This window comes from Promicromonospora sp. NPDC090134 (genome assembly GCF_044746965.1).
GTDB lineage: Bacteria > Actinomycetota > Actinomycetes > Actinomycetales > Cellulomonadaceae > Promicromonospora.
The window spans coordinates 14,862-36,689 of the sequence record NZ_JBIVCZ010000014.1 but is presented as its reverse complement, the minus strand read 5'-3'; the positions used below and the strand labels follow the sequence as shown (position 1 = coordinate 36,689).

Sequence of the window (21,828 nt, the reverse complement as noted above, 5' to 3'; positions counted from 1 at the left end):
TGTTCTCGGCATCCTCGGTCCGGTAGGGTTCAGGACGCCGTCCGGTGTCAGCAGGCAGGTTCGCACAGCCGCTCCCGGACCGTGCCACCGCCGAGTCCAGTGAGGACGGACCGATGATCTTCAAGGCCGTAGGAGACGGCCGCCCGTACCCCGAGCACGGGCGGACGCGCACCCGTGACTGGGTCGACGTGCCGCCACGCCAGGTGCGGCTCGACGAGCTGGTGACCACCAAGCGCACGCTCGACCTCGACCAGCTCCTCGCGGAGGACTCCACGTTCTACGGCGACCTGTTCGCCCACGTCGTGGAGTTCGAGGGCACGCTCTACCTGGAGGACGGCCTGCACCGTGCCGTGCGCGCCGCCCTCCAGCAACGTCCAGTCCTGCACGCTCGCGTGCTCACCATCCGCTGACCTCAGGTAGGTTCGTCGCGTGACATCCCCCGGGTACGACCAGGCGCGCGTGGAGCGCCGGCGCCGAGAGCACGAGCGCCAGGCCGTGGTCTTCGGTGTGCTCATCGCGTTCCTGGCGGTCTGCGGCATCTTCGCGCTGGCGGTCTACTCCGGCGCCATCAGCTCGCCGTTCAACCGCCCGTTCACCACGGTCGGCGTGGGGGAGCAGGAGACCTACCCGGTCCCGTGCCTGCCTCCGATCAAGGGCCAGCCCGACGGCGCCCTGCCGACCGCCTACTCGGACGTCGAGGTCCGTCTGCTGAACGCGTCGGAGGAGATCGGCCTGGCCAGCGCGCACGAGTCGGTGCTCGCGGACCGCGGGTTCAGCATCGTGGCCAAGGGCAACGTGCCGATGCAGCTCCAGGAGTCGGAGATCCGGTTCGGCCGCAAGGGCATCGTGCAGGCGTACACGCTCGCCGCGCAGTTCCCCGAGATCCGGCTGGTCCTCGACGACCGCACCGACCGCAAGATCGACCTGCTCATCGGCGAGGAGTTCGAGGCGCCCCTCGACGTCGAGGCCGTCGAGGTGGCGTCCGACCAGCCGCTGCTGAACGCCGAGGGCTGCGTGCCCGCGAAGTCGATCGAGCCCGTGGAGCAGGTCAAGCGGACCAAGACCGGCGACGAGGGCCAGCCCGCCAAGTAGGGTCTGTGCCGTGCTGACGCCGTCCTCGGGAGCAGTGGGCCTCGGCCGCGCGCTCCTGTGGGCGGCGGTCGTGCTCGCGCTGTCCCTGACCGCGCACTTCGAGGCGGGCGGTCACGTGCCGCCCGCCGAGGCGATCGCCCTGCTGGGCGCCCTGCTGCTCGCGGCCGCCGCGTTCGCGGTGCGGCGACAGATCCGCTGGCCGGGCGGCCTCCTCCTGGCGGGCCTCGGCCAGTACGCCTCGCACCAGGCGTTCTCCTTCCTCGCCGGCGCCTGTCCGCCGTCCGCGCTGCCCGGCGGCGGGGCCTCGTCCGGGGCGCACGCGCACCTGGCCGGCGCCGCCCCCGGGGTGTACGGGGCGTGCGTCGGGGCCGCCGAGCCGGCGGCGATCGCCCCCGGGATGCTCGCGTGGCACGCGGTGGCGACTCTCGTCTCCGTCGGTCTGCTCGTGGGCGTCGAGCGCGGCGTGTGGCTGCTCGCGACGTGGCTGGTCCGGCCGCTCACCGTGGAGCCCCTGCGGCTCCCGGCCGTGCGCCGCGCCCCTGTGCCGGCGCTGCTCCGCACGGTGCCGGGCCGGGTGGACGTGCACGTGGCGCCGGAGCGGGGGCCGCCGTCGGCCCTGGTGATGCGCCTCGCGGCCTGACGGAGTCGGGCGGGAGGCGGGTCGCCGCACGCCCTCCCACCCACCCCGTACCGAAGGACCGAGCACATGACTCGCTTCAGCCTGCCCACCCGCCGCGCCCTCGCGGCCGTCCCCGCCACCGCCGTCCTCGTGCTGCTGCCCACCGCGGCGTACGCCCACGTCGGTGTGAGTCCCGACACGACCGCCGCCGAGAGCTACGCGAGCCTCACGTTCCGCGTGCCGACCGAGTCGGACACCGCGTCGACGGAGCAGCTCGTCGTCGACCTGCCCACGGACACCCCGTTCCTCAGCGTCACGCCGCGCAGCCTGCCCGGCTGGGACGTCGAGGTGGAGGTCGAGAAGCTCGACGAGCCGTTCGAGGTCGAGGGCGCGACCGTCGACGAGGCCCCCGCACGCGTGACCTGGACGGCCCAGAAGGGCCACGAGGTGCCGCCGCACGAGTACCAGGAGTTCGCCGTGCGCGTCGGGGCGCTGCCCGCGGAGGGCACCGAGGTGGTGCTCCCCGCCCACCAGACGTACACCGACGGCAGTGTCGTCGACTGGGACGACCTGGTCGGCGACGACGGCAAGGAGCCCGAGGCGCCCGCGCCCCTGTTCACGACCACTGCCGCCGAGGGCGACGGGCACGACGCCACGGCCGGCCACACGGACGGGGACGACTCCGCCGCGTCGGGCGCGGACGGCGCCGCGGCCGCCGCGGACGAGCCCGCCGTCGACCCCGTGGGCCGCTGGCTCGGCGCTGCCGGGATCCTGGTCGGCGCCGTCGGGATCGGCGTCGCCCTGGTCACCCGCCGCCGCGCCTGACGGCCGTCGGGGTGGCGGTCCCGCGTGCAAGACTGGGAGCTCAGCTCACGCGCCGGACGACGGGCGCGTGAGCAGCACCGCAGGAGGACCGTGACCGCCACCCCGACGCGCAGGCAGCGACTACGCGCCGAGCTGTTGCGTGACGCACGTGCCGCCGGCCGCCGGCTCCTCGCCGAGCACGGGGTGGACGGCGTGACGATGGTCGCGGTCGCCAAGGAGGTCGGGATCGCCGGCCCGGGGATGTACCGGTACTTCGAGGGGCGCCCCGGGCTGCTCGCCGCCGTCTACGACGACACGCTGGACGAGCTCATCGCCTACCTGGAGGTCGCGGTCGGGCGGCAGCCGGACGACGACCACGCCGCGCGGCTCCACGCCGCGACGCACGCGCTGTTCGTGTGGTGCCGGGGCCACCGGAACGAGTTCGACCTGCTGCTCGGCGCCGACGCGCAGCACGCCGTCGGGGTCGCCGGTGCGGCCCGGCCGCACTTCGCGCACCGGCCCGGCTCGGTGTTCGTGCCGACCTTCGCCGCTCTGTGGCGCGCCGGCGTCCCCTTCCCGGCGGACTCCGACGTCGCACCCGGCCTGGCGCCGGAGCTCGACACGTACCGGGCCGTGCTCACGCAGGACGGCCCCGGCGTGGCCGAGGAGGTCCCCGTGGGCGTGGTCCACACCATCATGGTGTTCTGGCGCCAGGTCTACGGCCTGCTCTGCATGGTGGCGTACGACCAGCTCGACTACGCGTTCGGCAACTTCGACGCGATGTTCGACGACATGATGCGCGGGCTCCTGGCGTCGCTGGGGCTCGAGCCCAGCCCTCGGGTGCGCCTCGTCGAGGTCTGAGTTCCTCGCCCCGGAACCGGTTGTCCGGCTAGAGTGCGGCGCCGATCACTTCGGAGTTTTCGCCCGGGACGGGAGTCGGATGGAGCGCGATCTGCGCCAGGACGCGCTCGCGGCCGCGCGCCGCCTCCTGGAGGCTGACGGCGTGCGCGGCGTCACGATGTCCGCCGTCGCCTGCGACCTCGCCGTGCCGGACGCCGAGCTGGGCCGCGCCGGCGTGGACCGCGTGGCGCTGCTGGAGGCCCTGTACGAGTCGACGATGGACCGCCTGCTGGCGTTCCTCGGCGCGGCGGTGGCCCAGCAGGACCCCGACGACCTCGCGGCGCAGGTCGAGGCGGGCACGCACGCGATCGTCGTCTGGTGCGGCACGCACCGCGCCGAGTTCGACCTGCTCATGGGCCCGGGCTTCCGGCAGGCCGTCGGCGCCCGGGCGGCCGTGCGGCAGAGCGTCGCCTCCCGGCTCGGCGGGGCCTGGGCGCCACTGTTCGACCGGGTTCGCCGCGCGGGCGCGCCCTACCCGCCCGACGCCGACATCCCGGCCGACCTCGCGGCGCAGCTCGACGTGTACCGGCGGCTGCTCCTGCGGGCCAACCCCGGGATGGGCGACGACCTGCCCCTGGGCGTCGTCTACCTGATGACGGTGGGCTGGCGCCAGATCTTCGGTCTCCTGTGCATGCTCTCGTTCGATCCCGGGGCCAGGCCCGTGAGCGCGTTCGGCGACTCCATCACGCACCTGAACCGGTCGCTCCTGGACCTGGTGGGCCTGGCGCCGAGCCCGGCGGTGCGCCTGGTCGTGGTGCCCGGGGCCGCCTGAGCCTCAGCCGAGGACGTCCACCAGGAGGTCCGTCAGGCTCTCGGCGAGCGTGCCGTCCGGGTCGAGGTCGGGGTCGAAGACCGTGAGCTGCAGCCCCACGCAGCGCGAGGACGCGCACAGGACCGTCAACAGCTCCAGCACCTCCGGCCGGTGGAGCCCGCCGGGGTCGGGGCTGTCGACCGCCGGCATGACCGCCGGATCGAGCACGTCGGCGTCGACGTGCACCCAGAACCCGTCCAGCTCGGCGCGTTCGAGGCGGTCCAGCGCGGTGCGGGCGACCGCGGCCGCACCGGCCGCGCGGACCGAGGCGACCGGTCGGACCAGCAGCTCGGCGCGCGCCAGCTCGGCGGCGTGCTCGTCGTCGTCGCGGATGCCGAGCACCGCGACGTCGTCGTCGCGCAGGTACGGCCGCAGCCCGTCGAGGTCGGTGAGATCCGGCTGGCCCCGCCCGGTGACCAGGGCGAGGTCCTCGCCGGCGGCCGCGCCGACCGCGGGCGAGTTGCCCGGGTGGCGGAAGTCGGAGTGGCCGTCCAGGAAGGCCAGGCCGAACCGGCCGCGCTCGCGCAGGGCCAGGCTCGTGCCGAGCAGGATGCTGCAGTCGCCACCGAGAACCAGCGGAAAGCTCCCGGCGTCGAGCAGCGCCGTCACCCGGTCCGCGAGCGTCCGGGAGTAGGCGGCGAGCTGTTGCGCGTGCGCGACGCCGTCGCCCGGTCGCCAGTCGTGGCGGTCGTACCGAGGCGGGGTGACGCACCCGGCGTCCTCGGCGCCCACCCGGTCCAGGAGCCGGTGGTCCCGGAGGGCGCCGGGCGCCTTGTAGGTCCCGGGGACGACGCCGGGCGCCGGCGGGCGGAGCCCGAGGTTGGACGGGGCGTCGAGGACGACGACGCGCCTGATGGCGGTGTGTTCTGTGCGGGTGAGTGCGGGCATGCGCCCATGCTGCCCGGCGCGGGCAGCATGGGCACCACCGGTCTCAGCCGATGCGGAGCAGGGCCTGGACCGGCGTGTGGTCGCTCGGGTAGCGGCCGTCCCTGGTCCAGGTGTTGATCGCCGCCGAGCGGACCTCGATGCCGGGCGTGGCCAGGATCCAGTCGATCCGCGTGCCGTCCGGGTCAGGCGTCCCGTAGTTGGGGAACGTGCCCGCGTAGGGCGTGAGCTGCCCGTCGGCGGCGAGCCAGGTGTCCTGCAGCCCGCCCTCGGTGACCAGCACGGCGCTCGCCGTCGGTGAGGCCGCGGGCGACGAGATCCTGCGGCGGATCTTCGGTGGCCTCGGCCCGGACCGGCTGGCGGCCCTGGGCGAGGTGCTCGCCGTCCTCGACGACGCCGTGGCGCGGACCGTGGAAGGGTCGTGAAACGACGATGACGCGGAACATCTATGAACGATGTCCCGCGTCATCACACTGCGGAGGATGGGGGATTCGAACCCCCGAGGGCGTTAACCCAACACGCTTTCCAAGCGTGCGCCATAGGCCACTAGGCGAATCCTCCTCGTGCACCGCACCACGGCGGGCGCACGACCACGGACCGGAGTCTGGCGCGGCCTGACGAGGATACCGGACGCTGCGCTCGGACAACGAATCGGAGACCGGGGCCGGCGCTGTGAGGTCGCGGACAGCGGGTCCGGCGCGGTTCGGTCCGGGCGCCCGGATCGGTTAGGCTTGCGGCAGACCCCTCGTGCGGCACCATCTCGCCGAACTCCCCCAGGGCCGGAAGGCAGCAAGGGTAAGTGAGCTCTGGTGGGTGTGCGAGGGGTCCTTTCATGCCCGGGTTCTGGCGGGTGCGCCACGATGTGGACTGATTTTCGTCCGCATCGTGGGATTTACCCCGCAGGGATTGGCTTCGACGTCGTGCAGTGCCGCACGATGTCCGTATGACCCGCACCTGGACCTCCGCCACGACGTCGCGCACCTGTCGCGACGCCATGTGTCGCGGCCGCGTGCGTGGCGGGCGAATGCGCGAGCGCTGACAGCGCCGCACGTTCCCGCGGTCCCTCCCGGACCGCCCCGCATCGTCCCGAGCTCGCCACGTTGCTGATGGCCGTGGCCCGCCGTCGTCTCACACCCTCGGCCTGCGCCCGACGCAGGCCCCCCGCATCCTGAGCACAGGCATACCCGCGCCCGTGCGCCCGAGAGGACCACCCATGTCTCGCTTCACCTCGTTCCTGACCACCGGCCTCGCCGTCACCGCCGTCCTCGCGCTGAGCGCCTGCGGCGGCGCCGACGAGGCCGCGCCCGCCACCGGCTCGGCCGACGACCCGGTCCGCATCGGCGTCGTCAACTCCGGCGACGACTACTGGACCACGTTCACCGACCTGGCCGAGGAGGAGGGCATCAGCGTCGAGCTGGTGAACTTCAGCGACTACCAGCTCCCCAACCAGGGTCTGACCGACGGCGACCTGGACCTGAACCAGTTCCAGCACCTGCAGTTCCTCGCCAACTACAACACCGCCACCGGGTCGGACCTCACGCCGATCGCGGCGACTGCCGTCTACCCGCTGGGTCTCTACTCGCTGAAGCACGACAGCGTCGAGGACATCCCCGACGGCGGCGAGATCGCCATCCCCAACGACGACACCAACCAGGCCCGTGCGCTGCTCGTGCTGCAGGAGGCCGGCCTGGTCGCCCTGCGCGACGGCGGGAGCGCGTTCTCCACGCCGGCCGACGTGCTCGAGGACGAGTCGAAGGTCACCGTGACCCCGGTCGACGCCGCACAGACGGCGCTGGCGCTGCAGGACGTCGACGCCTCGATCATCAACAACGACTTCGTGGGCGACGCCGACCTGACCGCCGAGGACGCCATCTACTCGGACGACCCGGACTCCTCCGCCGCCGAGCCGTACATCAACGTGTGGGTGGCCCGTGGGGCCGACGCGGACAACGAGGTGTTCCAGCAGCTCGTCGAGATCTACCACTCCCCGGAGGTCGAGGAGGGCGTGATCGAGGCCTCGGGCGGCACCGGCGTGATCAAGGACAACTCGGCCGCCGAGCTGCAGGAGATCCTGGCCGGCATCCAGGAGGACGCCTCCTGATGCCTGCGGCGACCAGCAGCATCATCCGGTTCGAGGGCGCCAGCAAGGTGTTCCCGGGCCGGGGGAAGGGCGCCGAGGTGCGCGCCGTCGACGACGTCACGCTCGACATCCGGACGGGCGAGATCTTCGGCGTCATCGGGCAGTCCGGGGCCGGCAAGTCCACCCTGGTCCGGCTGATCAACGCGCTCGAGCGGACCACCGGTGGCGACGTGGTGGTCGACGGCCTCTCGCTCGGCTCGCTGAGCGAGGCGCGCCTGCGGCCGGTCCGGGCCGGGATCGGGATGGTGTTCCAGCAGTTCAACCTGCTGGCCTCCCGGACCGTCTCGGGGAACGTCGCCTACCCGCTGGAGGTCGCCGGCTGGTCGCGCGCGAAGCGCGACGCGCGGGTCGCGGAGCTGCTGGAGTTCGTCGGCCTGGCGGACAAGGCGGGCGTCTACCCGTCCACGCTGTCGGGCGGGCAGAAGCAGCGCGTCGGGATCGCCCGCGCGCTCGCCACGAACCCGCGCATCCTGCTGGCGGACGAGGCGACGTCGGCCCTGGACCCCGAGACCACGCGCGACGTGCTGGACCTGCTCCAGCGCGTCAACCGTGAGCTCGGGATCACCGTGGTCGTGATCACGCACGAGATGGACGTGGTGCGCTCGATCTGCCACCGCGTCGCGGTGATGGAGCGGGGCCGCGTCGTCGAGGTGGGCGAGGCCTACCAGGTGTTCAGCGCGCCCACGCACGACACCACGCGGCGGTTCGTCGCCACGGCGCTGCGCGACCGGCCCTCGCCCGAGGTGCTGGCGCGGCTGCGGACGCGGCACACCGGCCACATCGTGACGGTCGGGGTGGACGAGGTGGCCGGTTCGTCGGCCGTGCTCACGCGCACGCTGCGCGAGCACGGCGTGGACGGGACCGTCGTGTTCGGCGGCATCACGGAGGTCGCGGAGCGGCCGTACGGGTCGCTGACGGTGGAGCTCGTCGGCGACGGCGGCTCCGTGGAGGCCGCCGTGGCGGCCCTGCGCGCCGTGACCTGGGTGGACGATCACGGGAGGGCAGACGCATGAGCGGGGACTGGGAGCGGCTGACGCCGCTGCTCTGGGAGGCGGCGGGCCAGACGGCCTACATGGTGCTGATCGCCCTGCTGGTGGGCGGCTTCCTGGGCCTGGCGCTCGGGCTCGGGCTGTACCTGACGCGGCCGGGCAACCTTCTGCAGCACCGGTTCGTGTTCGCCGTGCTGAACCTCGCGGTGAACATCGTGCGGCCCATCCCGTTCATCATCTTCCTGGTGGCGCTCGGGCCGCTGACCCGCGCCGTCATCGGTTCGACGATCGGGATCGAGGCGTTCACGTTCGCGATGTGCATCATGGCGACGTTCGTCTTCGCCCGGCTCGTGGAGCAGAACCTCGTCTCGATCGACCCCGGTGTGGTCGAGGCGGCACGGGCCATGGGGGCGTCGCCCTTCCGGATCGTGCGCACCGTGCTGGTCCCCGAGGCGCTCGCGCCCCTGGTCCTCGGGTACACCTTCCTGTTCGTCGGCGTGCTCGACATGTCCGCGATCGGCGGGTACCTGGGTGCCGGTGGGCTGGGCGACTTCGCGATCGTCTACGGCTACCGGCAGTACGACTGGGCCGTGACCGCCGTCGTGGTGGTGATCATCGTGCTGATCGTCCAGGCGGTGCAGTGGCTCGGGAACGGCCTGGCGCGCCGCGCGCTGCGCCGCTGACATGGGAGAGTGTGGCGCATGTCGGACCAGCAGCAAGCCCCGTACCCGGCCCAGCACCCGCCTGCGCCGCAGCCGATCAGCGACGCCTACCGGAAGTGGGCCACCGCCCTCGTCTGGATCGCGGTGATCGTGCTGGCGTTCGTGGTGGTCGCGTTCGTGGCCAGCCTCGTGCTGCTCGGCGTGGCCGACAACAGCACCGACCCCGGCGCCGGCGCGTACGGCTACCTCGCGATCTTTCTCTGGTTCGCGATCTTCGCCGCGTTCCCGGTCCTCCTGGGCACCGGGATCCCCGGCCTGGTCATGCGGGCGCGCGTGCGGCGCACGCCGCAGGCCCTCGGCGGCACCGCGGTGTGACCTGACGACGCGGCCGTCCGCCTGTGGACGGCCACGTCGTCAGTGTCGGTGGTGGCGTCTATCGTTGCGGGGGTGAGCACCGCCCTCTACCGCCGCTACCGGCCCGAGACGTTCGCCGAGGTGATCGGCCAGGACCACGTCACGGGCCCCCTCATGCAGGCCCTGCGCAGCGGACGGGTGAACCACGCCTATCTGTTCAGCGGCCCGCGCGGCTGCGGCAAGACGACGTCGGCCCGGATCCTCGCGCGCACACTGAACTGCGCGAAGAACACGCCGGAGTCGCCCATCGACACCCCGTGCGGTGAGTGCCCCTCGTGCGTCGAGCTGGCGCGCGGCGGGCCCGGCTCGCTCGACGTGGTGGAGATCGACGCCGCGTCGCACAACGGTGTCGACGACGCGCGCGACCTGCGCGAGCGCGCCACGTTCGCCCCGGCCCGCGACCGGTACAAGATCTTTATCCTGGACGAGGCGCACATGGTGACGCCCCAGGGCTTCAACGCGCTGCTCAAGATCGTCGAGGAGCCGCCGCCGCACATCAAGTTCATCTTCGCGACCACGGAGCCGGACAAGGTGATCGGCACCATCCGCTCGCGCACCCACCACTACCCGTTCCGGCTCGTGCCGCCGGACGTGCTGTCCCCCTACCTGGAGCAGCTCTGCGGCGCCGAGGGTGTCGAGGTGGGCGGGGGAGTGCTTCCGCTCGTCACGCGCGCGGGCGGCGGCTCGGTGCGCGACTCCCTCTCCGTGATGGACCAGCTCATCGCCGGCGCCACGGGCGGCGTCGTGGACTACGACCTCGCCGTCGGTCTGCTCGGCTTCACCCACGCGACCCTCCTGGACGACGTCGTGGACGCGCTCGCCGCGCGGGACGGCGGCTCGATCTTCCGGGTCGTGGACCAGATCATCGCGACGGGGCACGAGCCGCGCCGGTTCGTCGAGGACGTCCTGGAACGCCTGCGCGACCTCATCGTCATCGCGGTCTCGGGCGACGCCGCGGACGCCGTGCTGCGTGCCATCCCCTCCGACCAGCTCGAACGGATGCGCGCCCAGGCGGGCCGGCTCGGAGTGGCCGAGCTGTCCCGGGCGGCCGACCTCGTCAACGTGGCCCTCACCGAGATGACCGGCGCCACCTCGCCGCGCCTGCACCTGGAGCTGCTGTGCGCGCGCCTGCTCCTGCCCGGGGCCGACGACGGCGCGGCGGGCCTCGCCGCGCGGATCGACCGCCTCGAACGGGGCGGCATCGTGGCGTCCGGGACGGCCGGCGCGGCCCCAGCCGGCGCAGTCCCGTCCGGCGACGCCGGCCCGGCCCAGGACCCGGCGGCGGTCGGGCTCGCCGGCGCCGCCGCTGCGCGGGCGGTGCTCGACGCGCGCAAGAAGCGGGGGGAGCAGCCCGTCGCGGCCGGCCGGGCACCAGTGGCGCAGGCGGCAGCGCCCGCCCCCGAACCGGGACCCACCCCCGAACCGGCCCCAGCCCTGGCCCCGCCCGTCGGTGCGGCGCCGGAGCCGACGCCGAGCCCCACCCCGGAGCCGACGCCGAGCCCCACCCCGAAGCCGACACAGAGCCCAGCCCCGGCGGCGCCCGCGGAGCGGGAGCCCGTCGTCGAGGCCGCGCCGGAGCCCGAGCCGACCTCCGGCACCGACCCCGAGGTCACCACCGAGACGGTCCGCCGCCGCTGGCAGGAGGTGCTCGGCGCGCTCGCCGCCGCACGCGTGACGTGGTCGCTCGTCGGCCCGAACGCGCAGGTCGCGGCCCTCGAGGGCGGCACGCTCAAGCTCGGCTTCGCGGCCCCCGGCCTGGCCCGCGCCTTCTCGAACGCGCGGCACACCAGCGCCGTCGAGGAGGCGGTCTACCAGACCCTCGGCATCCGGGTCCGGGTCGAGGCGACGCTCGACGAGGGGCCTGGCGGCGGCCCGTCCGGGGGCGGGGGTGCGTCCGGCGGTAGCCCGTCGGGCGGCGGATCGGGCCAGGCGGCACCGGCGGGCGAGCCGCGGCGTGAGGCGCCGGCCCCCGCCGCGGCACCCGAGCCGGACTGGCCCGACGTACCGACGCCGGGCGGCGTCGCCACGGTGTCGGTACCGGCGGCGCCGTCCGCCGCCGCCCCCAGCCCTGCCGGGGCGACCAGCGCGCGCCAGGCGGCTGCCCCGGCACAGGGCGCCGTCGCCGTCGCCGAGCGCCCCCAGCCGGCCCGGCCCGAGCCGTCCGGCCCCGAGGCCGGCCGTCCGGAGCCGTCGCGTCCCGCGGCCGCACCGTCGTCCGCGGCCAGCGCCGCCGACCAGGCGTGGCTGTCGGGCGCCAGCGCGACCGAGCCGCCCGCGGACTACGACATGCCGGAGCCCGAGCCGGTCTACGAGGACCAGGCCCCGCCGCCGGCCGGGCCGCCGATGTCGGGCGCGGTCAGCGCGCGTGAGGCGCTCCGGCAGGCGGCCGAGCGCCGCGCCCGGGCCGCCGCGAGCGGCGCGTCCGCGGAGCCGCGCACCGCGAGCCCGGCCGGTGCGAAGGCGACGCCGCCGGGTGACACCTCCGAGTACTACGACGAGCCGTCGGACGACGACCCGGACATCGTCTCGGGCGGGCTCGCGGGGGTGTCGCTCGTGGTGCAGGTGCTGGGCGGAACGGTCATCGACGAGATCGTGGAGCAGTCATGAGCGTGGACGACCGGATCACGACGCTGCGCATCGTCGCCGCGGTCGTGGAGCGGGCCGACGGTCGGCATCTGCTGGTCCGGAAGCGGGGCACCGAGGCGTTCATGCAGGTGGGCGGCAAGATCGAGCCGGGCGAGGAGCCGCTGGCGGCGCTGATCCGGGAGTTCGAGGAGGAGGTCGGGCTGCGGCTCGACCCGGCGGACATCGAGAGCCTCGGCCGGTTCGGGGCACCCGCCGCGAACGAGCCCGACCACGTCGTCGACGCCCACGCCTACCGGGTGCGGCTGCGGCCCGGCGCGGAGGTCGCGGTCCGGGCGGAGCTCGAGGAGCTCGTGTGGATCGACCCCGCGGACCCGGTGGCGAGCTACCCGATCGCGCCGTTGTCGCGCGACCTGCTCACCGCGGCCGGGCACTGAGCCGCGGGCCGTCAGTCCCCTGCGTGCTGCGCGCGGTACCGGGCCACCTTCTCGGCGCGTTCGCGCTCCAGCCTGCGCCGCGGATCGCGGTCCTCAGACTGCTCGGCCGGTCCCGCCACGTGCAGGAGCAGCCAGTTGAGCCGCCACAGGACGCGGTAGCCCAGGGTCAAGCCGTCGCGGTTGCGCATGTTCTGCCTCCGTTTAATTGGTGTACCAATAGTTTGCACACCAACTGTTACGCTGGTCAAGATCCGAGAGGAGCCGCATGACCGTCACGTCCCGCGCCGACGTCACGCCCGACCCCGAGGACCTGCTGGCCCTCGACCGTCAGGTGTGCTTCGCCCTGGCCGTCGCCTCGCGCAGCGTCATCGCGCTGTACCGGCCGCTGCTCGAACCGATGGGCATCACGCACCCGCAGTACCTGGTCATGCTCGCCCTGTGGGAGCAGTCGCCGCTGTCGGTCAAGCAGCTCAGCGGGCTGCTGCAGCTCGACCCCGGCACGCTGTCCCCGCTGCTCAAGCGGCTCGAGGCGATCGGCTACGTGAGCCGGCGCCGGGACCCGCGCGACGAGCGCGCCCTCGCCGTGGAGCTCACCGAGGAGGGGCGCGCGCTGCGCGAGCAGGCCCTGCGGGTGCCGCCCGCCGTCATGGAGCGCCTGGGCATGTCCGCCGAGGAGCTCGGGCTGCTCCACCGCAGCCTCACCCGCGTCATCGCGGCGGCCGCCCCGTGACCCGCGGCCGCCTGCACCACGTCGAGCTCTGGGTCCCGGACCTCGCCCGCGCCGAAGGGTCGTGGGGCTGGCTCCTGACCACGCTCGGCTACACCGAGCACCAGCGCTGGTCCGCCGGGGTGAGCTGGATCCTGGACGGCACCTACGTCGTCGTCGAGCAGAGCCCGGCGCAGGGTGCCGGACCGCACGACCGCCTCGCGCCCGGGCTCAACCACCTCGCGTTCCACGGCGGCACCCGCGGCGAGGTGGACCGGCTCGTCGAGGAGGCGGCCGCGCACGGCTGGGCGCTCCTCTTCTCCGACAAGCACCCCCACGCCGGCGGCCCCGACCACTACGCGGCCTACCTGGAGAACGAGGACGGCTACGAGGCCGAGGTCGTCGCCGGCTGACCTGGCCTGAGCGGGGTTCCCGGGGGCGTGTCAGTGGCTCCTGGCACACTTCCCGGCATGCCCGACGTGACGACGCTCCGACCCGCCGCCGCCCGCACCGTCGACGAGCTCCGCAGGCTCGTCGAGGCCGGCGCGACGCCCAGGTACCTGCACTTCTGGGGGCACCAGCCCGAGGCGGACGGGACCGCCGGCCGGGGCAGCCTCAGCCAGTGGTTCGAGGCGTCGTTCGAGGTGGACGGCGTCCGGTACCGGACCGCCGAGCACTGGATGATGGCGCAGAAGGCCCGCCTGTTCGACGATCCGGAGGCCGAGCGCGCGGCGGTCGACGCGCCGAACCCCGCGCTGGCGAAGGCCGCCGGGCGCACGGTCCGGGACTTCGACGACGCGGTGTGGGTGCGGGAGCGGTTCGAGATCGTGGTGCGCGGCAACGAGCACAAGTTCGCCGCTCACCCGGACCTGCGGGAGTACCTGCTGCGCACCGGCTCCCGGGTGCTCGTGGAGGCGAGCCCGCGCGACCGGGTCTGGGGCATCGGAATGGGTGCCAAGAACGAGAACGCCGAGAACCCGGCCGCCTGGCGCGGCCTCAACCTGCTGGGCTTCGCCCTGATGGAGGCCCGGGAGCGGCTTGAAAAGAGCACGACTCCGCCGTCGTCCGGGCACTAGTTTCCGGGGATGCGGAGCATCCCTGACTCGATGGACCCGGACGTCGTCCGGGCCGTCGACGCGCGCCTGGACCGGGTCGAGCACGAGTACGACGTGCGGGTGCTGTGGGCGATCGAGAGCGGCAGCCGGGCCTGGGGCTTCCCGTCCCCGGACTCCGACTACGACTGCCGGTTCCTGTACGTGCGACGCGCCCACGACTACCTGGGCCTGCGCGCGCGACGCGACGTGATCGAGACGCCGCTGGACAAGATCTTCGACGTCAACGGCTGGGACGTGCGCAAGGCGCTCGGGCTGATGGTGAAGGGCAACGCGACGGTCGGGGAGTGGCTGCGCTCGCCGATCGTGTACCGCGGGGACGCCGCCGTCCGCGACGAGCTGCTGGCCCTGGCCGGCGACGTCACGGACCGGCGCGCGCTGACGAACCACTACCTTCACGTCGGCAGGAACAGCCTGGGTCTGTACGCGTCGACCAAGGTCGCCAAGAAGTTCCTCTACGCCCTGCGGCCGGCGGTCACGCTGCGCTGGATGCGGGTGCAGGAGGGTGCGGCGACGCCGCCGATGGACCTGCCGACGCTCGTCGCGGGGTGCGCCCTGCCCGCGGACGTCCGGGCGGCCGTCGAGGAGCTGGTCCGCCACAAGTCGGCTTCCCGGGAGATGGGCTCGATCGCGGTGCCGGACGTCCTCCTGGACTTCGTCGAGGCGGAGCTGGCGCGGGCCGAGGCGACGCTGGCGGAGCCGAGGCCGCCGCGGGCGGGCGGAGCCCGCGACCGCGCCTGGTCGCTCGCGGACGACCTGTTCCGGCGGCTGGTCGGCGGCGTTCCCCAGCCCGTCGGCTGAGCCGCCCATATCGCATGCCGGGCCCGGGCTTCCGGCGTCGCGCCCGGTCCGCAACAATGGCGCGTCGCCGAGCGAAAGGACGTGCTCCAGCATGTCGCGGATCCTGCCCCGGTCCACCCCCGAGGCCGAGGGGCTCGACCCCGCGGCGCTGCGCCGTCTGGTCGACCGCCTGGACGCCCTGGAGGACGTGCACAGCGTGATGGTGCTGCGCCACGGCAGCGTGGTCGGCGAGGCCTGGTGGCACCCGCACACGGCCGACCGCCCGCACGTCATGTTCTCGGTCAGCAAGAGCTTCACGTCCACGGCGGTCGGCATCGCGGTCCACGAGGGGCTCCTGACCCTGGACGACCGGGTCGTCGACCTCCTGCCGGACGACGCCCCCGCCGACCCGGGCGAGCATCTGCGCGCCCTGCGCGTGCGCGACCTGCTGACCATGACGACGGGCCACAGCGCCTCCACGATGGAGGGCATCGACCGCACGATCTCCCTGCCGGGCGCCGGCTGGGCGCGCGCGATCCTGGCCCAGCCCGTGGAGCACGAGCCGGGGACCCGTTTCGTCTACAACACGGGCGCGACCTACCTGCTGTCGGCGATCCTGCACCGGCTCACCGGCGAGCGGCTGCTCGACTACCTGACGCCGCGCCTGCTGGAGCCGCTCGGCATCACGCACGCCACATGGGAGCAGGACCCCGACGGCATCGATGTGGGCGGCTTCGGGCTGTCGGTCACCACCGAGGAGATGGCGGCGTTCGGGCAGCTCTACCTGCAGGGCGGCGTCTGGCAGGGGCGGCAGCTCGTGCCCGCGGGGTGGGTGGCGGCGGCGACCGCCGCCCAGGTCCCGAACGGCCCGCACGACTGGCCCGAGTGGAACCAGGGGTACGGCTACCAGTTCTGGCAGTGCCGCCACGGCGCGTACCGGGCCGACGGAGCGTTCGGGCAGTACATCGTCGTCTGGCCGGAGAAGGACCTGGTCATCACCATGACCTCGGGCCTCTCGGACCTGCAGTCCGTGCTGGACGCGGTCTGGGACACCCTGCTGCCCGATGCCGCCTGGGTCGCCCCGGCCTCGACAGCGCCTGACGCGGAGGTGGTCCCGTTCGAGCCGGCCCTGCCGACGCGGTCCGGCGCGGCGTCGTCCCCGCTGGAGGAGGCGCTGCGCGGGGTGGCCTTCGCGCTGGAGCCGAACCCGCGGGACGTCAGCGCGCTCGCCGTGGGCCGCGATGCGGACGGCCGCACCGAGGTCACGTTGACCGTCGGCGGGCTGCACCACGCCGTGTCGTTCGGGTACGGGGAGTGGGTCTCGGGCACCCGGTCGTTCCTGGGTCCGCCGGCCGACGTCGCGACCGCGGCCGCCTGGGCCGACGAGTCGACGCTGCGCGGCCGCGCGGTGTTCCTCGGCACCCCGTTCGAGTGGCGCCTGGAGCTGCGGTTCTCGGGCGACGACGTCGCGGTGACGATCGACCAGAACGTCGCCTTCGGCGAGCGGGAGCTGCTGCACGTGAAGGGCCGGGCGCGCCGGGACTGACCTGCGACGTCATCCCCTGGTCGTACGCCCGGTCCTCCCCGGGGTCGACGGCCCGTGTGGGCCACTCGCGCTAGTGTCCCGGCATGACACCAGACGGTGGTATCCGCGCGCAGGGCGTGCGGCGTTCCTTCGGGCCGGTCCACGCCGTGGCCGACGTCGACCTGGTCGCCGCACCAGGCCGCGTCACCGCGCTCATCGGTCCCAACGGGTCGGGCAAGACGACCCTCCTGCTCATGCTCGCGGGGCTGCTGACGCCCGACGCGGGCACGATCAGCATCGCCGGGGCGGACCCGGTGACCCAGAACTACGCCGCCCGCTCGCGCACCGGTTGGATGCCCGACGTGTTCGGCACGTGGGACTCGCTGACCGCGCGCGAGGTGCTGACGACGGTCGCGGCGGCGTACCGGATGGACGCGGCGGCCGGGCAGGCCCGGGCCGGCGAGCTCCTGGAGCTGGTGCACCTGTCGGAGCTCGCGGACCAGCCCGCGCACGTCCTGTCCCGCGGTCAGAAGCAGCGCCTCGGCCTGGCTCGTGCCCTGGTGCACGACCCCGCCGTCCTGCTGCTGGACGAGCCCGCCTCCGGGCTGGACCCGCGCTCCCGCGTGGACCTGCGCGTGCTCGTGCGCCGGCTCGCGGCCGAGGGCAAGACGGTGCTGGTCTCCTCGCACGTGCTCACCGAGCTCGACGAGATGGCCGACGACGCCGTGTTCATCTCGCGCGGGCGCACGGTCGCCACGCAGTCGGTGGCCGACGGCGACCGGCCGCGCGAGTGGCGCCTGACCGGGCTGGACCCCGAGGCGCTCGCGGCCTGGCTGGACCAGAACGGCCCGGCGTACCGCCGGGAGTCCGACGGCCCCGCCGTGCTCGTCGAGCTGGCGGGCGACGCCGCGGCCGCGGCGCTGCTGCGGTCCGCGGTCGAGGCCGGCGTCGACGTGTCGAGCCTCGCCCCTGCGGGCGGCGTGCTGGAGCAGGCCTACCTGGCCCTTGAGGAGGAGCGGCGATGAGCGTTGACCTGGAAGTCGTCGAGCCGGCCCCGGCTCCGGTGCCTGGCGGGCGCGGCACCTGGTCCCTGTCCTGGCACGGCCTGCGCACCGTCACGGTGCTGGAGCTGCGCCAGCGCGTGCGCTCGACGCGCTGGAAGACCGCGCTGATCGTCTGGTTCCTCGTGGTCGGCCTGATCACGATGCTGACCACCGGCGCGTTCGCCATCATCTCGGGCGACGGGAGCACCACCGACGAGACCTTCGGCGGGATGGTCTACAGCATCGTCGTCGGCTTCGTCCTGTTCCTCGGCCTGCTGGTCGCGCCGACCCTGTCGTCGGGCGCGATCAACGGCGACCGGAACGCGGGAACGCTCGCGACGCTGCAGGTCACCCTGCTGACGCCCGCGGAGATCGTGCTCGGCAAGCTCGCCGCGGCCTGGATCGCGGCGCTCGCGTTCCTCGTGGCAAGCATCCCGTTCCTGATCTGGGCGCTGGTCGGCGGCGGCGTGTCCTGGCTGGCGCTGCTCACGACCGTGCTCATGCTGGCGCTCGTGCTCGGCGTCGTGTGCGCCATCGGGCTGGGCTTCTCGGCCGTCGTCTCCAAGACGTCGGGGTCGGCCGTGCTCACCTACCTCACGGTCGGCGGGATCACCGCCGTGCTGCCGATCCTGTTCGGCCTCCTGGTCCCCGCGACCACCACCACGGAGAGCATCCGGGTGTGGGACGTCGAGCCGGGCTACACCTGGGAGGAGACCGCGGCGCCCGAGTGCGAGTGGCAGACCCACGAGGTCGACGTGTGGCACAGCGAGCGCACCTGGTGGCTGCTGGCCCCCAACCCGTTCGTGGTGGTCGCGGACGCGCAGCCGCTCGGTGACCCGGAGGCGCTGTCCGAGGACGGCAACGTGCTCGCGCTGCTGCAGTACGGCGTCCGCTACGCGCGGACCGGCGACGCCGGGCCGCAGGACTGGTGCACGGGGATCTACGTGGGCGGCGGACCGCAGGCCGAGTCGCCCGTGGAGCCCGTCGAGGTCACGGACCAGCTCGTCTGGCCGTGGGGGCTCGGGTTCGACCTGCTGCTCGGTGCCGCCGGGGTGATCGTGGCGGTCAACCGCCTGCGCGTACCGACGGCGCAGCTCCCGCAGGGCACCCGCGTCGCCTGACCGTCAGGAGTGGAGGGCGTCGTACTCCGCCTCGGCGGCGACGTCGTCCTCCACGTCCAGGCGCAGGTGCGCCAGCAGCACCTGCAGCACGCGCAGCGCCGAGGCCGCGCGCTCGCCCCACAGCGAGAAGTACGAGAACTGCCACCACCACAGGGCCTCGAGCTCGTGGCCGCTGTCGAAGTGCTGCAGGCCCTTGGCCAGGGCTTCCGCGACGCACGCGAGGTCGCCCGACAGCGACGCCGACCCGACGTCCTCGCCGAGCACGGGGTCCACCACCTCGGTGTAGTCGTCGAACCCGTCGAACATCTTGGACAGGGCCTCGCGCAGCGGGTCGAGGTCGGTGTCGGGACCGGCGTCGGGCTCGTAGCGCTCCTTGGGCACCACGTCCACGATCGCGGCGAGCCGTGCCCCCGCCGCCAGCAGGTCGGACGCGGCGAGCACGAGCAGCGAGAGCTCCGCCCCCGGCATCCCGCCGGAGGCGACCTGGGTCACCGTCGACAGGAACGTCCGTGCCTGTGCGGACACCTGGTCTGCGACCTCTCGGAGGTCCGACCCAGGGGTTATCTCACTCATCGTGATCCCACCTACTTGTCGTTGCCGATGACACGGCGGCCTTCGAACGCACGACCGAGCGTCACCTCGTCCGCGTACTCCAAGTCTCCACCCACGGGCAGACCCGAGGCCAGCCGCGAGACAGTGATTCCCATGTGACCCATCAGTCGGGAAAGATAGGTCGCCGTGGCCTCTCCCTCGACGTTGGGGTCGGTGGCGAGGATGACCTCCTGCACCGTCCCGTCCGCGAGGCGGGCCAGGAGCTCGCTGATCCGCAGGTCGTCCGGGCCCACGTTCTCGATGGGATTGATGGCCCCGCCGAGCACGTGGTAGCGCCCGCGGAACTCCCGGGTGCGCTCGATGGCGACCACGTCCTTGGGCTCCTCCACGACGCAGATCACCTCGTCGCTGCGTCGCGGGTCCAGGCAGATGCGGCACCGCTCGGCCTCGGCCACGTTGCCGCACAGCTCGCAGAACCGCACGCGCAGCTTCACCTCGGTGAGCGCGTCGACCAGCCGCTTGACCTCGTGGTTGTCCGTGGCCAGCAGGTGGAACGCGATGCGCTGCGCGCTCTTGGGCCCGACGCCGGGAAGCCGGCCGAGCTCGTCGATCAGGTCTTGGACCGCGCCTTCGTACACAAGAGGTCAGCCTACGGGTCGGCACCGACATGCGGGCTGTCACTTCTCGCGCGGGCATATCGTCTCGGGATCGTCCACATCAGCGACGAGAGGTGAGAGCGATGCACGTCTACCTGGCAGGTGGCACCGGCGCCATCGGACCCCGGCTGGTCCGTCAGCTCGTCCAGCGTGGTCACCAGGTGACCGCGACCACGACGAGCGCGGCCAAGGTCGCCCGGATCGAGAACCTCGGCGCGACCGCGATCGTCGTCGACGGCCTGGACGCCGCCGCCGTCGGTGAGGCGGTCGCGACCGTGCGCCCGGACGCGGTCGTGCACCAGATGACCGCTCTCGCGGGCGGGATCTCCACCAAGCAGTTCGACCGGTCGTTCGCGGTCACCAACCGGCTGCGCACGGAGGGCATCGACCACCTGGTCGCCGCTGCTCAGGCCACCGGCGTGCCGCACGTCGTGGCGGGCAGCTACACGGGCTGGACCAACGAGCGCACCGGCGGCTGGGTGAAGGACGAGGACGACCCGTTGGACCCGACACCGCCCGCGGCACAGCGCGAGAGCCTGGCGGCGATCCGTCACCTCGAGGCTGCCGTGCGCGCGGTCGACGGCACCGTGCTGCGGTACGGCGGCTTCTACGGCGACCCCGACGACGTGATGGCCGAGATCGTGCGCAAGCGCCAGTTCCCCCTGGCAGGCGGTGGGCCTGGTTACATGTCATGGGTGCACCTCGACGATGCCGCGTCTGCCACCGTGCTCGCGCTCGAGAAGAACGTGCGCGGCGTGTTCAACGTCGTGGACGACGAGCCGGCTCCCGCGTCGGAGTGGTTGCCGTACCTGGCCGGGTGCGTCGGCGCGAAGCCACCGCTGCGGTTGCCGCTGTGGCTGGTCCGGCTCGCGGCCGGCGACGTGGCGGTCTCGATGCTGACCCGCACGCGTGGCTCGTCCAACGAGCGCGCCAAGCGGGCGCTCGGCTGGGAGCCGGCCTGGCCGTCGTGGCGCCAGGGATTCCGGCACGTCGCGGGGGTGAGCGCGTGAGCGTCGACGAGTTCGAAGACCTGCGACCGCTGCTGTTCTCGATCGCCTACCGGATCCTCGGCAGCGTCGGCGAGGCGGAGGACGCCGTCCAGGAGACCTGGATCCGCTACCAGGCGAGCGCCGCGCCGCCGCTGTCGCTGAAGTCCTTCCTGTGCGCGGTCGTGACCCGGGTCTCGATCGACGTGCTGCGGTCGGCGCGGGTGCGGCGCGAGACCTACGTGGGTCACTGGCTCCCCGAACCCCTGCTGACCGATGATGCCCCGGCCCCGTACGCCGATCCTGAGCACACGGCGGAGCTCGCCGACTCGGTGTCCATGGCGGCGCTCCTCGTGCTGGAGCGGCTGAGCCCGGAGCAGCGGGCGGTGTTCGTGCTGCACGACGTGTTCGGATTCCCCTTCCGCGAGATCGCCGGCGTGGTCGGGAAGTCCGAGGCGACCTGCCGGCAGCTCGCCGCGCGTGCCCGACGACACATGGACGACGAGCGACCACGGTTCGACGTCGACCGCAAGGAGCGCGAGGAACTGGCCGGGCGGTTCTTCGGTGCGCTCGTCGAAGGCGACGTCGACGGGCTGCGCGAGCTGCTGGCGGCCGACGTCGAGGTCTACGGCGACGGCGGCGGCAAGGCACCCCAGTGGATGCGGGTGGTCGTGGGCGTCGACAAGGTCGCACGAATGCTCGGCGGGCTCGGTCAGCGCTTCGCCGGCACGGGTGTGTCCGCGGAGCCGCACGAGGTGAACGCGCAGCCGGGCGCGGTGATCCGCGACGCCGACGGCAAGGTGATCAACGTGCTGGCGCTCGACGTCGTCGGCGGGAGGATCCAGGTGATCCGGTCGGTCATCAACCCCGACAAGCTCCGCCACGTCGGCCCGGTCGCCGACGCATGGGAGATCGTGCGACAGCCCCGGCCGTGAGCGTCCGGGCGAACGAGACGCCTCCCGGGAACGAGACGGGGCGGGACGAAGCGCGCGGTTCGCGCAGAATGCATGC

27 protein-coding genes, 1 tRNA gene and 1 other RNA gene are annotated in these 21,828 nt (G+C 73.4%); 23 read left to right on the top strand and 6 right to left on the bottom strand.

The window, feature by feature from the left end:
• Positions 1-113 precede the first annotated feature (113 nt).
• The 6 genes from ACIPN7_RS27405 to ACIPN7_RS27380 all read left to right on the top strand — a co-directional run bounded on the left by ACIPN7_RS27405 (position 114) and on the right by ACIPN7_RS27380 (position 4,187).
• Positions 114-410 (top strand): type II toxin-antitoxin system VapB family antitoxin, encoded by a 297-nt coding sequence (locus ACIPN7_RS27405; RefSeq protein ID WP_400549955.1) that lies wholly within the window; start codon positions 114-116, stop codon positions 408-410.
• A gap of 19 nt (positions 411-429) precedes the next feature.
• The gene (locus tag ACIPN7_RS27400; protein ID WP_400549953.1) at positions 430-1,092 is read left to right on the top strand and encodes a LytR C-terminal domain-containing protein; all 663 of its coding nucleotides are present in this window, start codon (positions 430-432) and stop codon (positions 1,090-1,092) included.
• 10 nt (positions 1,093-1,102) lie between these two features.
• Positions 1,103-1,732, top strand: coding sequence for a hypothetical protein (locus ACIPN7_RS27395; protein WP_400549951.1), 630 nt, complete (start codon positions 1,103-1,105; stop codon positions 1,730-1,732).
• A 66-nt stretch (positions 1,733-1,798) separates the two neighbouring features.
• Positions 1,799-2,536, top strand: coding sequence for a YcnI family protein (locus ACIPN7_RS27390; protein WP_400549949.1), 738 nt, complete (start codon positions 1,799-1,801; stop codon positions 2,534-2,536).
• 90 nt (positions 2,537-2,626) lie between these two features.
• Positions 2,627-3,376, top strand: a complete 750-nt coding sequence (locus tag ACIPN7_RS27385) for a TetR/AcrR family transcriptional regulator (protein WP_400549947.1) — start codon at positions 2,627-2,629, stop codon at positions 3,374-3,376.
• Positions 3,377-3,455: 79 nt separating this feature from the next.
• Positions 3,456-4,187, top strand: a complete 732-nt coding sequence (locus ACIPN7_RS27380; protein WP_400549945.1) for a TetR/AcrR family transcriptional regulator — start codon at positions 3,456-3,458, stop codon at positions 4,185-4,187.
• 3 nt (positions 4,188-4,190) lie between these two features.
• On the opposite strand, the gene ACIPN7_RS27375 is transcribed toward ACIPN7_RS27380, so the two are convergent.
• Both ACIPN7_RS27375 and ACIPN7_RS27370 read right to left on the bottom strand, forming a co-directional pair.
• A complete protein-coding gene (locus ACIPN7_RS27375) occupies positions 4,191-5,114 on the bottom strand; it encodes an arginase family protein (RefSeq protein ID WP_400549942.1) in 924 nt (307 codons plus the stop codon).
• Positions 5,115-5,157: 43 nt separating this feature from the next.
• The gene (locus ACIPN7_RS27370; protein ID WP_400549940.1) at positions 5,158-5,394 is read right to left on the bottom strand and encodes a hypothetical protein; all 237 of its coding nucleotides are present in this window, start codon (positions 5,392-5,394) and stop codon (positions 5,158-5,160) included.
• Between ACIPN7_RS27370 and ACIPN7_RS27365 the strand changes: the two genes are divergently transcribed.
• Complete coding sequence (locus tag ACIPN7_RS27365; protein WP_400549938.1) at positions 5,384-5,536, top strand: hypothetical protein; 153 nt, start codon at positions 5,384-5,386, stop codon at positions 5,534-5,536. The two genes, ACIPN7_RS27370 and ACIPN7_RS27365, sit on opposite strands and share 11 nt — an antisense overlap.
• 51 nt (positions 5,537-5,587) lie before the next feature.
• On the opposite strand, the gene ACIPN7_RS27360 is transcribed toward ACIPN7_RS27365, so the two are convergent.
• A tRNA-Ser gene (locus tag ACIPN7_RS27360) sits at positions 5,588-5,672 on the bottom strand.
• Positions 5,673-5,847: 175 nt separating this feature from the next.
• Between ACIPN7_RS27360 and ffs the strand changes: the two genes are divergently transcribed.
• The 7 genes from ffs (at position 5,848) to ACIPN7_RS27325 (ending at position 12,336) form a co-directional block, all read left to right on the top strand.
• Positions 5,848-5,944: signal recognition particle sRNA small type (gene ffs, locus ACIPN7_RS27355), an RNA gene on the top strand.
• Between the two features lie 380 nt (positions 5,945-6,324).
• Positions 6,325-7,212: a MetQ/NlpA family ABC transporter substrate-binding protein gene (locus ACIPN7_RS27350; RefSeq protein WP_400549936.1), complete on the top strand. Its 888-nt coding sequence runs from the start codon at positions 6,325-6,327 to the stop codon at positions 7,210-7,212.
• On the top strand, positions 7,212-8,264 hold the full coding sequence (locus tag ACIPN7_RS27345; protein ID WP_400549934.1) for a methionine ABC transporter ATP-binding protein: 1,053 nt from the start codon (positions 7,212-7,214) through the stop codon (positions 8,262-8,264). The genes ACIPN7_RS27350 and ACIPN7_RS27345 overlap by 1 nt, the downstream gene beginning before the upstream one ends.
• Positions 8,261-8,923 (top strand): methionine ABC transporter permease, encoded by a 663-nt coding sequence (locus ACIPN7_RS27340; RefSeq protein WP_400549932.1) that lies wholly within the window; start codon positions 8,261-8,263, stop codon positions 8,921-8,923. The genes ACIPN7_RS27345 and ACIPN7_RS27340 overlap by 4 nt, the downstream gene beginning before the upstream one ends.
• Before the next feature lie 18 nt (positions 8,924-8,941).
• Positions 8,942-9,277 carry a hypothetical protein gene (locus ACIPN7_RS27335; protein ID WP_400549930.1) on the top strand — a complete coding sequence of 112 codons (336 nt, stop codon included), beginning with the start codon at positions 8,942-8,944 and terminating at the stop codon, positions 9,275-9,277.
• A 72-nt stretch (positions 9,278-9,349) separates the two neighbouring features.
• Positions 9,350-11,923, top strand: a complete 2,574-nt coding sequence (locus tag ACIPN7_RS27330) for a DNA polymerase III subunit gamma and tau (RefSeq protein ID WP_400549928.1) — start codon at positions 9,350-9,352, stop codon at positions 11,921-11,923.
• Positions 11,920-12,336, top strand: coding sequence for an NUDIX domain-containing protein (locus ACIPN7_RS27325; protein WP_400549926.1), 417 nt, complete (start codon positions 11,920-11,922; stop codon positions 12,334-12,336). The genes ACIPN7_RS27330 and ACIPN7_RS27325 overlap by 4 nt, the downstream gene beginning before the upstream one ends.
• Positions 12,337-12,347: 11 nt before the next feature.
• On the opposite strand, the gene ACIPN7_RS27320 is transcribed toward ACIPN7_RS27325, so the two are convergent.
• Positions 12,348-12,524: a hypothetical protein gene (locus tag ACIPN7_RS27320; RefSeq protein WP_377230630.1), complete on the bottom strand. Its 177-nt coding sequence runs from the start codon at positions 12,522-12,524 to the stop codon at positions 12,348-12,350.
• 77 nt (positions 12,525-12,601) lie between these two features.
• Between ACIPN7_RS27320 and ACIPN7_RS27315 the strand changes: the two genes are divergently transcribed.
• The 7 genes from ACIPN7_RS27315 (at position 12,602) to ACIPN7_RS27285 (ending at position 18,623) form a co-directional block, all read left to right on the top strand.
• Positions 12,602-13,066 (top strand): MarR family winged helix-turn-helix transcriptional regulator, encoded by a 465-nt coding sequence (locus tag ACIPN7_RS27315; RefSeq protein ID WP_400549924.1) that lies wholly within the window; start codon positions 12,602-12,604, stop codon positions 13,064-13,066.
• Positions 13,063-13,455 (top strand): VOC family protein, encoded by a 393-nt coding sequence (locus ACIPN7_RS27310; protein WP_400549922.1) that lies wholly within the window; start codon positions 13,063-13,065, stop codon positions 13,453-13,455. The genes ACIPN7_RS27315 and ACIPN7_RS27310 overlap by 4 nt, the downstream gene beginning before the upstream one ends.
• Positions 13,456-13,512: 57 nt before the next feature.
• Positions 13,513-14,118 (top strand): NADAR family protein, encoded by a 606-nt coding sequence (locus ACIPN7_RS27305; RefSeq protein ID WP_400549920.1) that lies wholly within the window; start codon positions 13,513-13,515, stop codon positions 14,116-14,118.
• Between the two features lie 9 nt (positions 14,119-14,127).
• Positions 14,128-14,955 (top strand): DNA polymerase beta superfamily protein, encoded by an 828-nt coding sequence (locus ACIPN7_RS27300; protein ID WP_400549918.1) that lies wholly within the window; start codon positions 14,128-14,130, stop codon positions 14,953-14,955.
• Positions 14,956-15,046: 91 nt separating this feature from the next.
• Positions 15,047-16,480, top strand: a complete 1,434-nt coding sequence (locus ACIPN7_RS27295) for a serine hydrolase domain-containing protein (protein ID WP_400549916.1) — start codon at positions 15,047-15,049, stop codon at positions 16,478-16,480.
• Between the two features lie 83 nt (positions 16,481-16,563).
• Positions 16,564-17,484: an ABC transporter ATP-binding protein gene (locus tag ACIPN7_RS27290; RefSeq protein ID WP_400549907.1), complete on the top strand. Its 921-nt coding sequence runs from the start codon at positions 16,564-16,566 to the stop codon at positions 17,482-17,484.
• A complete protein-coding gene (locus ACIPN7_RS27285) occupies positions 17,481-18,623 on the top strand; it encodes an ABC transporter permease (protein ID WP_400549905.1) in 1,143 nt (380 codons plus the stop codon). Before ACIPN7_RS27290 ends, ACIPN7_RS27285 begins: the two co-directional genes overlap by 4 nt.
• A 3-nt stretch (positions 18,624-18,626) precedes the next feature.
• Here the strand turns inward: ACIPN7_RS27285 and ACIPN7_RS27280 are convergent, their stop codons facing one another.
• Together ACIPN7_RS27280 and recR are read right to left on the bottom strand one after the other, a co-directional pair.
• Entirely contained in the window at positions 18,627-19,196 is a 570-nt protein-coding gene (locus ACIPN7_RS27280; protein ID WP_400549903.1) for a DUF5063 domain-containing protein, read from the bottom strand.
• 11 nt (positions 19,197-19,207) lie between these two features.
• The gene (gene recR, locus ACIPN7_RS27275; protein WP_182619587.1) at positions 19,208-19,813 is read right to left on the bottom strand and encodes a recombination mediator RecR; all 606 of its coding nucleotides are present in this window, start codon (positions 19,811-19,813) and stop codon (positions 19,208-19,210) included.
• A gap of 101 nt (positions 19,814-19,914) precedes the next feature.
• Here recR and ACIPN7_RS27270 point away from each other — a divergent pair, with 101 nt between their 5' ends.
• The gene (locus ACIPN7_RS27270; RefSeq protein ID WP_400549901.1) at positions 19,915-20,841 is read left to right on the top strand and encodes an NAD-dependent epimerase/dehydratase family protein; all 927 of its coding nucleotides are present in this window, start codon (positions 19,915-19,917) and stop codon (positions 20,839-20,841) included.
• The gene (locus tag ACIPN7_RS27265; protein WP_400549899.1) at positions 20,838-21,752 is read left to right on the top strand and encodes an RNA polymerase sigma-70 factor; all 915 of its coding nucleotides are present in this window, start codon (positions 20,838-20,840) and stop codon (positions 21,750-21,752) included. Before ACIPN7_RS27270 ends, ACIPN7_RS27265 begins: the two co-directional genes overlap by 4 nt.
• Positions 21,753-21,828: the final 76 nt, after the last annotated feature.